The following is a 13,943-nucleotide window of genomic DNA, read 5'->3' as shown; positions in this document are numbered from 1 at the left end:
CGCCGTTGCTACTAGCCGGCGGGCTCACTCTCCACTTCCCTGCCGTTATTCTTTTTCAGCATCGTCAGCTCATCCACCAGGCCGGAGCGCCAGGGCATCTGCTTGATGCCGAAGGTATTGCGGATCTTGGTGCAGATCAGCGTGGTATTGACCGGCTCAAGGTGGCCCCACTCGGGCACCTCGTCCACCACCCGGATCCCTTCGGGAATCCCGGGCAGCCCGGCAATCGCCAGGCCCAGCTCGTACAGATTGATTTCCTCGGCACCGGCGTACTGATAGGTGCCCCAGACCTCGGCCCCGCAATCAAGTTGCAGAACCACAGCCTCGATTACCCGGGCCAGATCACGGACCGATACGGGTTGCCCCCGGCATCGTCCGGGTAGTGACAGTATTTCACCGGCAGCCGTACTGGCCTGCACCTTCCGGATGAACCGTGCCAGGCTCCAGCCGGTCCGCAGGATAATATGCCGAGGCAACAGGGTCCGCAGGGCCTGCTCGCACTCCCATTGCCAGTTACCCAGCTCATTCACCGGCTGCCCTGGATTGGAAGTGATGTACCCGCTTTGCTTCCGGCCATCGAACACGTAGCAGGAGGACAGCTGGAGCAGCGCCATACCACGATCACGTGCAAACTCGGCCATGGCCACTGGTAGCGAGAATGCCGCCATATGGACCCCCTCAGGATCATTCTCGGCGACCTCCGGATCGGCCATCCAGAGAGCATTTACGATCAGGTCGGTATCTTCGGGAATCCAGTTCTCCAGTGCATCAAGATCGGCGTTGGAGGGATCGCTGACAAGCAAAGGGCTGACGTGCAGGTGCGTTGCCCGCAAGCGCTCCAGCAAAACCTTCCCCAAAGGGCCGTAATCGTGAACAACAAGTACATGCACGAGGATTCAATGCCTCCCGATATCACTGATGTGACGTTATTTCGGAACCGGTTTGGCCAATGGCTTCTGGATTCCGGCGCCTACACTGATGCAGTCTGAATTTAATGCTTTGCTATTTCTTTCAAGAGCATACAACAACAGGAACTGTCATGCTGAAACAACAGAGCCACATTGTGGCGCCGATCCCTGATGAGTTGCGAACCCGGGCCCTGTATACCGTCGGCGAACTGCGCGAACGCGGCAAGGCCGACAAGGAAGCCATCGACAAGCTCTTCAACCTGATTGTGGACATGACCGAAGAAGGTCTGGACTTCTTTTTCCTGGAGCCGCTTCGCCGCCTGCATGCCAGCAGCATGATGATGGGCATGGCCAAAATGGGCATCAGCAGCATGCTCAAGGGCAGCAAGATGGTCGTGCACAAGGTGCTCAAAAAGCTGGACGACCGCAGCCTCGCTGCCATTCTCGACTTTATCGAGGAAATCATTCACGAACCGGAACCAGGTTGAAAAAGCGCGCCACAGCGCTACCGGTATTGCCGCGGTACCCGCCCGGTGATGCCGGTCATCAACTCGTAGGAGATAGTGCCGGCACAGGCGGCTACCTCATCGACCCCCACGGTGCGACCCCAGAGTTCAACGCTGTCACCCTCCTTCGCATCGGGTGCATTGGTGAGGTCCACCGCCAGCATGTCCATGGATACCCGGCCAATCAGTCTGATCCGCTGGCCGTTGATCGCCGCAGGCGTATTGGTGCCGGCATGCCGGGGGTAGCCATCACCGTAACCGATCGCGACTATGCCCATCCGCGTGTTCCGATCGGCAACCCAGCCAGCCCCATAGCCAACGGACTCGCCCGCCGGCACCAAGCGGGTGCTGATCAAGGGGGCCTCAAGCGACATTACCGGCTCCAGGCCAAGTTCGGGACCGGTCGTGCCCACCATTGGTGAGCCGCCATACAACATGATTCCGGGGCGGCTCCAGTCAAACATCGGCTGGCCCGGTCGAAAATGGGCGGCCGAATTGGCAACGCTCTTCATTAAATCCGGGAACGAAGACGTAGCCTTTTCGAACACCGCAGTCTGCTGCGCCGTCATTGCGCTGTCTGGATCGTCGGCGCACGCAAAATGCGTGACGAACCCCAGGAGCTCTGTATCAGCGCTCATGGCCTGTAACCGGCTCATCACCCCGGCCAGCTCGTCCGGATGAAAGCCGAGACGGTTCATACCGCTGTTCACTTTCAGCCAGAAAGCGGGCCATGTATCCAGACGCTCCAGCCACGCCAGTTGCTGGAAACTATGGAACACCGGCTCAAAGCCACTCCGGGCGCATTCAGCGATATCCGCTTCAGCATGGACGCCCTGAAGCAGGACGACCGGCTGTGTCAGACCTGTTTCCCGAATGGCACGCGCTTCTTCCAGGCAAGCCACTGCGTATTTCGGCGCCAGGCTATCCAGCGCCGAAGCCACCGGCCCGATACCGTGGCCATAGCCATCGGCTTTCACCACGGCCATCACACTGGCCCCGCCTGCCCGCCGCTGGGCAGTCTGGAAGTTCCGGCGCAAGGCGTCCAGATCAATCCGGGCAATCGTACTGCGGGGCATCAATACTCCCCGCCGTAGTCGCTGTAATCGCCGTGGGCCAGATCTTCGAATTTCGTGTACTTGCCGATAAACGCAAGTCGGATGGTGCCAATGGGGCCGTTCCGCTGCTTACCAATAATGATCTCGGCAATGCCCTTGTCCGGGGTGTCCTCGTTGTAGACTTCATCCCGGTACACAAACATGATGACGTCGGCGTCCTGCTCGATGGCGCCGGATTCCCGCAAATCCGAGTTCACCGGGCGCTTGTTGGGCCGCTGCTCAAGGCTCCGGTTAAGCTGGGACAGGGCCACCACCGGGCAACTCAACTCTTTGGCGATACCCTTCAGTGACCGGGAAATTTCCGAGATCTCAGCGGTCCGACCCTCGGTGTTGCCGGGCACCCGCATAAGCTGCAGGTAGTCGACCATGATCAGGCCAATCTTGCCGTCGTTTTCCCGGGCAATACGGCGCGCCCGGGAACGCATCTCGGTAGGGCTCAGGCCCGGCGTATCGTCGATATAAAGCGGCTTGTCTTTCAGAAGGCTCACCGCCGAGGTCAGCCGGGGCCAGTCGTCTTCTTCCAGCTTGCCGCCGCGAACCTTGGTCTGGTCAATGCGCCCGAGCGACGAGAGCATACGCATGGCAAGGGCATCCGCCGGCATCTCCATACTGAACACCAGAACCGGCGTGCCGGTGCTGATCAGGGCATTCTCGACAATATTCATCGCAAAGGTCGTCTTACCCATGGAGGGGCGACCCGCCACGATGATCAGGTCCGAAGGCTGCATGCCCGAGGTCTGCTCATCCAGATCCTTGAAACCGGTGGTCAGGCCGGTGGTCTGCTCACCTGACTCAAACAGTTCCTCAATCCGGCTCAGGGTCTTGGCCAGAATGGGGTTGATGGCCTGCGGCCCGGAACCCTCCTTGACCCGCGCTTCGGCAATCTGGAAAACGCTGCGCTCAGCCTCATCCAGAATCTCATTGCTGTTTCGCCCGAGTGGATTAAAGGCCGAATCGGAAATCTTGCCGGACACCTCCACCAGCTGGCGCAGAATGGAGCGTTCCCGGACGATATCGGCGTAGGCACGGATGTTGGCTGCACCCGGGGTTTTCTCGGCCAATTCCGCCAGATAGGACAAACCACCGGCATCTTCGATATCACCGGCCCGCTCCAGGAATTCGGCGAGGGTGACCACATCCAGCGGCTCACTCTCACTGGCAAGGCGCTCCACAGCGCCAAAGATCAGCCGGTGGTCCTGTCGGTAAAAATCGGCGGCCGAAATCACCTCGGAGATCTCGTCAAACCGGCGATTGTCCAGCATCAGGCCGCCCAGGACTGCCTGCTCTGCTTCGACAGAATGAGGGGGAACCTTGATCCGGCTGGTTTCGAGATCGGTACTCGCGGGCTTCAGATTGGGCTTGGCCATGAACACATCTTCAGTTGCACATCATAACCACGACAGTTTAAGCGACCTGCCGAAGCAATGGGAGGGGGTTACAGGGTCTTAACAGCATACCAGAAAGCAACAGACCCGAAAGCCGCGAGATGCGGTTCGGGCCTGTCAGGTTGGCCGGCACCAGCCTCTAAAGAGGCAGTGGGGCCACCAGCGTATTACCAGAGCCGGGGCAACCCCAGCACCGTTTCCAGAGAAAACGGCTTACTCGGCAACAACCGCCAGCTTGACGCTTACTTCAACGTCGGAGTGCAGCTGAAGCTCAATCTCGTACTCGCCAGTCACCCGGATCGGGCCTTCCGGCAGACGAACTTCGCTCTTCTCTACTTCGGTACCACCGGCAGTGATCGCGTCAGCAATGTCGCGCACACCGATAGAACCGAACAGCTTGCCTTCTTCACCGGCCTTGGAGCTGATGGTGAAAGCGGCACCCTCGAGGGCCTCGGCGCGGGCCTGGGCAGCAGACAGCTTCTCAGCAGCTGCTTTCTCAAGCTCGGCACGACGCTCTTCGAACGCCTTCAGGTTTGCTTCAGTGGCAGGTACAGCCTTGCCATAAGGAAGCAGGAAATTACGACCGTAACCGGCCTTAACCTTTACCTTGTCACCCAGGGAGCCAAGGTTTGCAACTTTCTCGAGCAGAATAACTTCCATCTCGTTAACCTCTTCGTGCTTTATTCAGCCGGCCCGGCAGGGCTTATACGCCTCCGGATATCCAGCCAGCTATCCACAAAAGCCAGAACCACTAACAGAATCATCAGGCTTGGGCCCAAAAGGATCAGCGCTACATAAAACATCGCCAACCAGTTCCCACTGAGCTTTTTCAAACCAACAACGCCGTGTACCAGTGCCAGGCTGGCCAGGAACAGCGGTGTTCCCGCAGCCCAGGCAAGCAACATGGAATTCAGCCCGAGGATCGGACCAACCACCATGGTCACTGCACACAACACCGCAATCGGCGCCGACAGCCGCAGGCTATGGAATTCCTTGCGGAACCCACCGGGGTTATAAAGCCCCGCCTGCCAGGACCGCGCCAGCATGGTCATGCCCACACCCGTTGCCAGGTAGGTGCCGGCCATACTCGCGTTCATCGTGTCGCGGATAACCCTGTCGAGGTCATCGCCGAGACTCTGCGCGATTTCGGCATTGTACTGTTGGTAAAAGCTCACCCCGGCCTGGACCAGATCATCCAGCAAGCCCGGGTAGACCACAGGCAACATCAGGCCTGTGACGATTGCGAGAAAACTTCCCGCAAGCAGGGCTTTTTCCCAGGACTGCGTGGTTCTGATCAGCGACGCCATGAGCATCACCTGGAGCAATACAGCCAGAGCGGTCGGGTCCTGCCCGAAAATGCTCCAGCCAAGCGCCGGAAGTAATGCCCAGAGCCCGATATTGAGCCCCTGGCTGATGCCAAGCCTGAGAATAACCAGGCCGACAACGGCTGCGCCAATCCAGAACAACAAGGGCACTGCAGTCGTGACTGCTGCTACCCCGCCGGCCTGGAAGGGACCGCGCATTACATACTGTGCAAGTGCACGCATGGTCCCAAGTCCTGTGTTTCTGTTACTTAGTTATCGTGGCTGTCCGAGTACGGCAGCAGTGCCAGGTAGCGGGCACGCTTGATAGCGGTAGCCAGCTGACGCTGATAACGTGCTTTGGTGCCGGTGATGCGGCTGGGCACGATTTTGCCGGTTTCAGTGATGTAGCCTTTCAGGGTGTCCAGATCTTTGTAATCGATCTCCTTAACACCCTCTGCCGTGAAGCGGCAGAACTTACGACGTCTGAAAAAACGAGCCATAACTTAACTCCTCAACTCCGGTTAATTACTCTTCTTCGTCCTGGGTTTCAGCACGCTGACGTGGCTCGTCAGATTCGGCTGAACGACGCGGGCGATCATCGCCGCCACGACGGTCTTCACGGGACTCGGAAGCTTTCATCGGGGACAGGTCTGTATCCGCACCATCACGGCGCAGGATCATGTCGCGGATGATTGCATCGTTGAAACGGAAGTTGTGAGTCAGCTCGTCCATCGCGGCCTGTGAACATTCAACGTTCATCAGTACGTAGTGAGCCTTGTGAATCTTGTTGATCGGGTATGCCAGGTGACGACGGCCCCAATCTTCCAGGCGATGTACCTTGCCGCCATCTTCAGTGATGACGCCGGTATAACGCTCGATCATCGCGGGCACCTGCTCGCTCTGATCCGGATGTACCATAAAAACGATTTCGTAGTGACGCATGAGTTCTCCCTACGGTTTAAACAGCTTCCTTTTTACCGGCACGGCGTTGAACCCGCGACCGACAAACATGAAAGCAAGGAGTTGACAGCTGCTGCTGCCGGTTTCTTTTTGCTTTATCAATAAGGCTTTACAAGAAAGGCTTGATCAAAAGCTTGGCCCGGTATTGCCTGCAATCAGGCAATACAAAACCACCCCTTAAAAAAGGGGTCACGTATTCTAGGCGGGGAAGGCCCTGTGTGCAAGGGTTAACCAAGCCGCTGGCGCAGTGCTTCGTATAGGCAAACACCCGTAGCCACAGAGACGTTGAGGCTGTCTACGTGGCCGAGCATGGGGATATTGATCAGCTGATCGCAGTGCTCGCGGGTGAGCCGGCGCATACCCTTGCCTTCGGCGCCCATCACCAGCGCTACCGGCCCCTTGAAATCAGCCTGGTAAAGGGTGGCGTCCGCCTCACCGGCGGTGCCAATCAGCCAGACACCCTGATCCTGCAAACTGCGCAGAAAGCGGGCAAGGTTGGTGACCCGCACAAAGGGCACCGTCTCGGCAGCCCCACAGGCGACCTTTCGGGCAACCGGCGTCAGTGACGCAGACTTGTCCTTGGGCACGATAACCGCCTGAACACCAACAGCATCGGCGGTGCGCATACAGGCACCAAGATTGTGAGGATCGGTTACGCCATCAAGTACCAGCAGGAACGGCGGTTTGTCACTGGCGGCCAACTGGGCCAGCAGATCATCTTCGGTCCATTCCCGGCTTTCACTGACAGCCGCCACAACACCCTGATGGACACCGGACACCCGCTCATCAAGCTCCTTCCGGTGCACGACCTTCCATTTCACCCCAAGGCTGTCCAGGGTATCGGTAATGCTCTTGACCCGCTTATCCTGCCGGCCGGTCTGGATCCAGACCTGCTGAAGACGCTCAGGCTCGCGCTTGAGGACAGCCTCAACCGCGTGCCAGCCAAACACAAACTCTCCGGACACTGGTTTTGATTCCTGTTACTTGCCTGATTTTCGCGGCTTGGCTTTCTTGTCGTCTTTGCCAGCGCCACTGCCCTTCTTGCCTTTTTTCAGGGCAAGTTTCGCAGCCTTTGCAACCAGCTCATCTCTGGCAGATGGCGTTTCATTATCATCGAAGGCCTCAGGCCCCTTTTTCTTCGATGACGCCGACGCCGGGCGTTTCCTCGGGCGCTTCAGGCCAGGCTCGCCGGATGATGCACCCTTCTGGCCAGGCTTGGCTCTGCCGGGCGGCTTGCCACCTTTGCCGGGGCCGCGCTTGCCCTTTCCTCGCTCGCCTTTATCTGGAACCTTGAGCGCGTCGCGATCTGCCTGTCGATGCACGGGCTCGCTGATCAGCTCCAGGTCGATCTTGCGATCTTCCATTCCAACCCGAACGACTTTCACACGGACCTCATCACCAAGCCGGAAGCTCATTGCCGTGCGCTCACCGATGAGGCGATGCTTGGCTGAATCGTGATGGAAGAAGTCACCGCTGAGCGTCGACACATGCACCAGCCCCTCTATGTAGACGCCAGAAAGCTCCACAAAGAAACCGAAGGGCACAACGGACGCAATGACACCGTCGTACTCCTCACCGACATGATCACTGAGGTACTCACACTTCAGCCAGGCCATGACGTCACGGGTGGCATCATCGGCACGGCGCTCTGCCATCGAGGTGTGCTCACCCAACTGCTCCATCCGGGCCATATCGTAAGGATATTCGGCAAGCTCGGGATCCGGCTTCGGTGGCGGAACCACATCCTTGGAAGGCTGCCCGCCGTGAATAACCGACTTGATGGCCCGGTGATTAATGAGGTCCGGATAACGCCGGATCGGCGACGTAAAGTGGGCATAGCCTGCATAGCCAAGGCCAAAATGGCCACCCTCTTCCGGACTGTAGACGGCCTGGCTGAGCGAACGCAGCATAACCGTTTGGATCACATTGGCATCCGAGCGATCCTTGATACTGTTCAGCAGCTCCTGATAGTCCGCAGACGTGGGGCTATCGCCACCCCCCAATTGCAGACCCAGCTCACCCAGGAACAGCCGCACTGCATTAAGTCGCTCTTCTGACGGGCCATCATGGACCCGGTAGAGTGCCGGCAGTTTGTGTTTTTTCAGGAATCGCGCTGTGGCAACGTTCGCACACAGCATGCATTCCTCGATGATCTTGTGGGCGTCATTGCGCTGCACCGGAACGATCTCTTCTATCTTCCGATCGGCGTCAAACACAATCTTGGTTTCGGTAGTTTCGAAGTCAATTGCACCACGCTCGGTACGGGCCTTACGCAACAACTGGTAGAGGCCATAAAGATTGTGCAACTGCGGGAGCACGTTGGCGTATTGCTCACACAGCTTGTAGCCCTGTTCGGTGTCCGGGTGCTCCAGCATGGTGCTTACCTTGTTATAGGTAAGCCGAGCATGACTGAACATGACCGCTTGATAAAAACTGTAGCTGCTGATATTGCCAGCGGCGCTGATGGTCATATCGGCCACCATGCAGAGGCGGTCGACCCCCGGGTTCAGCGAACAAAGGCCGTTGGACAGCTTTTCCGGCAGCATTGGCACAACGTGATCCGGGAAATAAACCGACGTACTGCGGTTTACCGCCTCTTCGTCCAGTGGTGTACCCGGACGGACGTAGTGGGAAACATCGGCAATCGCAACCAACAGACGATAGCCACCACGGGGCCTTGGCTCGCAATACACGGCATCATCAAAATCCCGTGCCGTCTCGTCGTCGATCGTTACCAGCCTGAGATTGCGGATATCCTTCCGGTTGACCTTGTCTTTTTCTGTGACTTCTTCCGGAATTGCGGCTGTTTGCTCGCCCACGGCGGGCGGCCAGCTATGGGGAATGTCGTAGGAACGAATGGCAACGTCAATCTCCATTCCCGGCGCCATATGCTCTCCCAGCACCTCAACAACCTTGCCCAATGGCTGGGTGCGTACGGTAGGCTGACGAACAATATCCACCACCACGTACTGGCCATGACGGGCGTTGCCGCAATTTTCCTGGGGAATGAGCACCTCATGGTTGATCCGCGCATTTTCCGGAACCACGAAGCTGATACCGCTCTCCTGGAAAAAACGCCCTACTGTCTGGCTGGTCCGGTACTCAAGAACCTCGACAATCACACCCTCACGTCGACCGCGGTCATCCACCCGATCTACCCGGGCAGCCACTCGATCACCGTGAAACACCTGACGCATCTGGCGGGCTGTAAGAAACAGGTCGGAACCGCCATCGTCCGGCACCAGAAACCCGAAGCCATCCTTGTGTCCGATCACGCGACCGGTAACCAGATCCGCTTCTTCAATGGGCAGGTAGGCGCCACGGCGATTGCAGATCAGTTGTCCATCCCGGCACATGGCGATCAAACGCCGCCGAAGGGCTTCAATACCCTCTTCCGAAGACTGACCAAGCTCGGAACACAATGTTTCATGTGTTGCGGGAGCCCCGCGATCCTTGAGATGCGAGAGGATAAATTCCCGGCTTTGAATAGGATTATCGTATTTTTGGGCCTCACGGCTGGCGTGAGGATCCCGGTCGTTTTTCTTCCTGGAAACCATTCGGATCCTTGTCCTGAGGCTGCACCAACGCGGCACAGTATAGATTCGTTTGCAACGAGTATAACGTTGGGATGGAGGTCCTGCCTATCAACCTGCCCGGAATAGGCATAAATACCTGCCATTCTTTTTGCGAAAAAATGTTTGACAGCCCAGGCCGGAATTATTAAAGTACGCGCCATCGGTTGAGGCACACACCTCAACGTTGGCAGAAACGTTTAGTTTTCAACAAGCTAAGGTTCTGCAAATCACCTGCCGAGGTGGTGAAATTGGTAGACACGCTAGCTTCAGGTGCTAGTGGGGGCAACCCCGTGGAGGTTCAAGTCCTCTCCTCGGCACCATTTCCTCCCTCAGGAAGTGGTAAATTGGCCAACCGGCCACATGTTAAATCCCTTTGAATCACAGCCAACTCTTTTAACTCCCTTGCACGCGCTCCCTGCAGCCAGAAAAGAATCCGGTTCAATTTTGCCTATTCCAGCAGTTCAACCAGATACTCAGACAAACGCTGGTAGCTATACTCCACTCGCGCATACGCGGAGCTGGGAATGCCCTCGAACTCGCGGCCACAGTCACCGCTCGCATTGTATCGTGTCAGGTAGGCATCACGAATAAGATTCGGTTGTTCAGCAACGAAGCCCGGCCCGCCTGCTGTCGGGTAATTCATCACCCACTCGAAACTGCCATCCCCGGTTACCCTGTCTAGCCCAAGACGATCGGGATCAAGGAATCCGTATCGCAGCAGTCGAAGATCCGGTTGCTCCGGGCCGGAAAACTCCCTGCGGTCGAATTCCAGGACGGTATCGGTAAAACCCTCTGGCTGAGGGTCGTAGCCCGAAAACTGGTAAGGCTGAACGCCAGTGACAACCTGATTCGCGTCCACGGCATCCTCTTGCGGGGTGCAGTTACTGATGCCGACCGCAAACGTCACGGCCTCCACCTCACTGCCCTGCTCTGAAAGCCGGTAACCCGGAAATACAGAAGACGAATTCGCCATGTCCGGAACCAGCGTGCGGGTCTTGCCGGTGCCATACTCTGCAACCAGCTCGGCCAGCTCACCACTGTCCTTTGTCCAGCTGTAGGTTACCTCGGGGTTACCGCCGAGTTCAGTCGAGCCTGCTGAAATCCCGCGATACTGATGGCAGGTGGTACTGGTTTCGAAATAGGCACGGCGGCTGTCCCAGTCGAAAATGAGACGCTCATCCGTTCCGTCTTCATCGAAATTCAAGCGGCTCTGCTCCGACAGTGCGGCAGAGGGTAGCCACTGGGTGTGCAGGTTCGCCATATAACCATTTACACCAATCAGGCGCGCCAACTCCGGCATGGACGGTGACAGACAGCCATTCGCCGAGACGGATAGCAGACGCCCGCTCTCACTGTAATCGAAGGCCAGCTCGGCGGAGATCTGCAGGCCTGAACGATTGGCAGGCAGGGTGTCCTGGCTGGAAGGCTCGGCGTATACCTTCTGGCCGGTGAGCAGCACAGGATCGCTCAACTCCACATCCACTTCGGGCAGGGTCAGGGCGTCGGCATCGACATTGGCAAAGTCACCCTGAGCAGCAGTATCGACCACCGCAATAACGTCCGCGGCATTCTGAATCAGAGAGACGCCCAGCAGAAACGCCGCTTCCCTGCTCAGGAATCGCTCCGTGCCGTCACTGTTCTCTGCTGCCAGCAGGTCGTTGTAGGCCTCGGGGATCTGACTGGCCATGAATCTTGCCAATGCCCTGGCGTAGGCGTGTGAGCGGTCGTCCTGGGCGAGAATGTAATCCCGCACCAGATTCAGGTCCGCCAGGCTGGCAGCAACGCCAGATGGCGTTTCCAGGAACGAACCCAGCCCGACAACGCCCCGGTAACGGGCCAGTGTTGTCAGTGGCGTGATATTGCGGACACCGGGAGGCGCCGACATCAGATAGGCGCTGGCCACCGGCACCTCGCCGTTGCGTGTTTCCTCGAGGGTTTTACCCGGCAGGGCGACTGCATGTAACGGATAGTCCCTGGGATCCAGGTCCGGGCCCACGGAAGGGGGTAGAACCAACTCCGAGATGTCGATTGTGAAACGGCCACCGGTACCGCTCATTGCCGTGGGCTCACCCGAGGCAAGGGTGACTTCTGCCCCGTTATCCAGTTCGATGACCAGGGGCCCCGGCGTAAACTGGCTGTCGCCATCCATATCCAGCCAGACCCGGGCGTTGTTCAGGTATCCGTCGATAACCTTGCCGGTATAGGGCGCCGGCTCACTGTACTCCACACCATCAAAATCCCGCCCGTCCACGGGCAGTTCATCGGATTCCTCGCCGCAACCGGCCAGAGCGAGGGAGAGAACAGACACAGAGAAACCTATCAGGCGTTTCATCGCGGCAACCGTTTATCCTTGTTAGAGGTTGTGCCGCTACTTTAGGGGATGTGGTGATCGGAGACCTTGATAGGTTTGGCAATTTGTAAAGTTTGGTAACCAGACGGGACACTCCTCACGACGAACAGCTGTAATGAGAAAACCCGCCGAGATCGAACAGCTCGAAAGGCTTCAGACGGTTGTAGCGATTCTCAACCCCATCCGATTGCTCGTCATAGGGTTGATTCAATACTTTTTGCAGGTCCCTCAGTGGCAGGTAATCACCTTCGGCAGCTTGCTGATAGGCCGGAACCACGAACCACTCGCGCATGGTGTATTTTGGGTTCACGAGTTTCATGTCCCGGGAGAGCTCCTCGCGGAGCCGGGAACCGTTGCCCGCTCCGTCGATTCCAATCTGGCATTTCCACTTGGCAAGCCATTCGGACCACCGCTTGAGAAGCCCTTCCGAATCAGTTCCACCTGCTTCATCCAGTGACCTGTAAAAGCTCTGCTTTAGTGGCTCAATATCGTCGGGTACCGAGGACAGCTCACGAAAGAAGATGGTGTAATCCACCGGGGTGCGGGTCATCAGCATCACCAGCTCCCGGAAGAGTTCGGCGTCAAAACCTTTCAGCCCCAGTTTCGCTGACCACATCCGTTCCATTTCCGCCTGCATCACCTCCGAAAAACCCTTCTGAATCTCATCGAGCTGAGCCAGTTCCTCTTCATGGCCATTGAGCAGTGGACGGAGGGCCGAGCAGAAACTCTTGAAGTTCTGCTCAGCGGCCGCCGGTTGATTAAGGAAGGCAAAGTGTTGTCCGCCACCGGTCCACGGTTGATAAAACGGCTCAAACACTTCGCAGAAGCCGAAAGGCCCGTAGTCCAGTGTGAAGCCGCCAGCGGCGCAGTTGTCGCTGTTGAAATTGCCCTGGCAATAGCCGACTCGGATCCAGTTTGCGACCAGCGAGGCAAGGCGGCCGCGGAACGCCTGTGCAAGCATGACGACTTTTGTGGGAGTTGCGACCGTCTGGTCAATGACCCCGCTGTACTCCCGATCAATCAGGTGCAGCACCAGCTGTTCGAGCTCTTCGATCGCTCGAGGGTGCTCTTGTTTTCTGGCCCTGCGACCAAAGAGTTCAAGCTGGCCAACCCGGATGAAGGAAGGCGCAACGCGGGTGGAAATGGCAACCGGCTCCGAAACGAGCTGGTCGGGATCCCGGGAATGTGAGCCCTCGGAGTACCAGGAACGTCGCACCCGCTCCGTTTTCGAGACATAGAGGCTCAGTGATCGCGAGGTTGGCACACCCAGGGCGTGCATGTGCTCTTGCGCTAGGAATTCACGAACGCTGGAACGCAGAACGGCGCGGCCATCGCCACCGCGACAATACGGGGTCTGCCCGCCACCCTTGAGCTGCATTTCCCAGCGCCGACCGTTGAAAACGGCTTCGAGTACCGAAATGGCACGACCGTCTCCGTAGCCGTTGCCGGTCTGAAACGGGCACTGTTGGGTGTATTCGTTGCCGTAGATGGAAAGCGCGTAGCCAGAGGCCCAGCCCAGTTTTCGCATCGGCGCCGGTACAAGCGAGAGGTCGCCGGAGAACATCCGGATAAAGTCGTCGGACTGGGCCAGGCTGTCGGCAAAGCCCAGTTCGCGGAACAAATCCTCACTGTGGGCAACGTATTCAGGGGTTTCGATGGCCGTGGGCCTGACCGGCACATAATGCCCCGAAAAGACCTGCCTTGGCCGATGGTCAACACCATCAGACGTGGCGTCAGGATCAGGGGTAAGATGATCCATCAGGGAATAATCGGCCATCGGTGCAAGTTCTTCGAGGTTGGTCACCTCGAAACCGGTTTCTCGCGACAACGGCTGTTTCAT

The 13,943-nt window shown here is 57.9% G+C and carries 12 protein-coding genes and 1 tRNA gene; 2 read left to right on the top strand and 11 right to left on the bottom strand.

The annotated features are described in order from the left end of the window. Positions 1 to 11: 11 nt before the first annotated feature. The gene (locus tag AC5JQH_RS15105; RefSeq protein ID WP_008176370.1) at positions 12 to 890 is read right to left on the bottom strand and encodes an SDR family oxidoreductase; all 879 of its coding nucleotides are present in this window, start codon (positions 888 to 890) and stop codon (positions 12 to 14) included. A gap of 149 nt (positions 891 to 1,039) precedes the next feature. Between AC5JQH_RS15105 and AC5JQH_RS15100 the strand changes: the two genes are divergently transcribed. After that, positions 1,040 to 1,396: a hypothetical protein gene (locus tag AC5JQH_RS15100; RefSeq protein ID WP_053114594.1), complete on the top strand. Its 357-nt coding sequence runs from the start codon at positions 1,040 to 1,042 to the stop codon at positions 1,394 to 1,396. A gap of 17 nt (positions 1,397 to 1,413) precedes the next feature. Here the strand turns inward: AC5JQH_RS15100 and alr are convergent, their stop codons facing one another. From alr to rnr, 8 genes are all read right to left on the bottom strand, one after another. Further along, complete coding sequence (alr, locus tag AC5JQH_RS15095; protein WP_493805730.1) at positions 1,414 to 2,490, bottom strand: alanine racemase; 1,077 nt, start codon at positions 2,488 to 2,490, stop codon at positions 1,414 to 1,416. Further along, complete coding sequence (dnaB, locus tag AC5JQH_RS15090) at positions 2,490 to 3,896, bottom strand: replicative DNA helicase (protein WP_041644976.1); 1,407 nt, start codon at positions 3,894 to 3,896, stop codon at positions 2,490 to 2,492. Before dnaB ends, alr begins: the two co-directional genes overlap by 1 nt. 231 nt (positions 3,897 to 4,127) lie before the next feature. Then, positions 4,128 to 4,574, bottom strand: a complete 447-nt coding sequence (rplI, locus tag AC5JQH_RS15085) for a 50S ribosomal protein L9 (protein WP_008176379.1) — start codon at positions 4,572 to 4,574, stop codon at positions 4,128 to 4,130. A gap of 20 nt (positions 4,575 to 4,594) precedes the next feature. Next, positions 4,595 to 5,461, bottom strand: a complete 867-nt coding sequence (locus AC5JQH_RS15080; RefSeq protein WP_008176381.1) for a hypothetical protein — start codon at positions 5,459 to 5,461, stop codon at positions 4,595 to 4,597. A gap of 26 nt (positions 5,462 to 5,487) precedes the next feature. Then, positions 5,488 to 5,718: a 30S ribosomal protein S18 gene (gene rpsR / locus AC5JQH_RS15075; protein ID WP_007154918.1), complete on the bottom strand. Its 231-nt coding sequence runs from the start codon at positions 5,716 to 5,718 to the stop codon at positions 5,488 to 5,490. A 25-nt stretch (positions 5,719 to 5,743) separates the two neighbouring features. Continuing rightward, entirely contained in the window at positions 5,744 to 6,160 is a 417-nt protein-coding gene (gene rpsF, locus AC5JQH_RS15070; RefSeq protein ID WP_008176389.1) for a 30S ribosomal protein S6, read from the bottom strand. 245 nt (positions 6,161 to 6,405) lie between these two features. After that, on the bottom strand, positions 6,406 to 7,143 hold the full coding sequence (rlmB, locus tag AC5JQH_RS15065; protein WP_053114591.1) for a 23S rRNA (guanosine(2251)-2'-O)-methyltransferase RlmB: 738 nt from the start codon (positions 7,141 to 7,143) through the stop codon (positions 6,406 to 6,408). Positions 7,144 to 7,158: 15 nt separating this feature from the next. Next, entirely contained in the window at positions 7,159 to 9,735 is a 2,577-nt protein-coding gene (gene rnr, locus AC5JQH_RS15060) for a ribonuclease R (RefSeq protein WP_288367270.1), read from the bottom strand. 251 nt (positions 9,736 to 9,986) lie between these two features. On the opposite strand from rnr, the gene AC5JQH_RS15055 reads away from it, so the two are divergent. Beyond that, a tRNA-Leu gene (locus AC5JQH_RS15055) sits at positions 9,987 to 10,073 on the top strand. A gap of 128 nt (positions 10,074 to 10,201) precedes the next feature. Here AC5JQH_RS15055 and AC5JQH_RS15050 read toward each other — a convergent pair. Beyond that, positions 10,202 to 12,085: a hypothetical protein gene (locus AC5JQH_RS15050; protein ID WP_491713289.1), complete on the bottom strand. Its 1,884-nt coding sequence runs from the start codon at positions 12,083 to 12,085 to the stop codon at positions 10,202 to 10,204. A 115-nt stretch (positions 12,086 to 12,200) separates the two neighbouring features. Further along, complete coding sequence (locus AC5JQH_RS15045; RefSeq protein ID WP_493805729.1) at positions 12,201 to 13,943, bottom strand: protein adenylyltransferase SelO; 1,743 nt, start codon at positions 13,941 to 13,943, stop codon at positions 12,201 to 12,203.

The organism is Marinobacter sp. H13 (assembly GCF_059072335.1).
The sequence above is the reverse complement of the archived record's forward strand: the minus strand, read 5'-3'. Positions and strand labels throughout refer to the sequence as shown.

Excerpts from the sequence above, each read along its gene's own strand:
- AC5JQH_RS15045 (WP_493805729.1), bottom strand. The coding sequence starts at position 13,943 with ATGAAACAGCCGTTGTCGCGAGAAACCGGTTTCGAGGTGACCAACCTC.
- dnaB (WP_041644976.1), bottom strand. The coding sequence starts at position 3,896 with ATGGCCAAGCCCAATCTGAAGCCCGCGAGTACCGATCTCGAAACCAGC.
- AC5JQH_RS15080 (WP_008176381.1), bottom strand. The coding sequence starts at position 5,461 with ATGCGTGCACTTGCACAGTATGTAATGCGCGGTCCCTTCCAGGCCGGC.
- AC5JQH_RS15100 (WP_053114594.1), top strand. The coding sequence starts at position 1,040 with ATGCTGAAACAACAGAGCCACATTGTGGCGCCGATCCCTGATGAGTTG.
- rplI (WP_008176379.1), bottom strand. The coding sequence starts at position 4,574 with ATGGAAGTTATTCTGCTCGAGAAAGTTGCAAACCTTGGCTCCCTGGGT.
- rpsF (WP_008176389.1), bottom strand. The coding sequence starts at position 6,160 with ATGCGTCACTACGAAATCGTTTTTATGGTACATCCGGATCAGAGCGAG.
- rnr (WP_288367270.1), bottom strand. The coding sequence starts at position 9,735 with ATGGTTTCCAGGAAGAAAAACGACCGGGATCCTCACGCCAGCCGTGAG.
- AC5JQH_RS15050 (WP_491713289.1), bottom strand. The coding sequence starts at position 12,085 with ATGAAACGCCTGATAGGTTTCTCTGTGTCTGTTCTCTCCCTCGCTCTG.
- alr (WP_493805730.1), bottom strand. The coding sequence starts at position 2,490 with ATGCCCCGCAGTACGATTGCCCGGATTGATCTGGACGCCTTGCGCCGG.
- rpsR (WP_007154918.1), bottom strand. The coding sequence starts at position 5,718 with ATGGCTCGTTTTTTCAGACGTCGTAAGTTCTGCCGCTTCACGGCAGAG.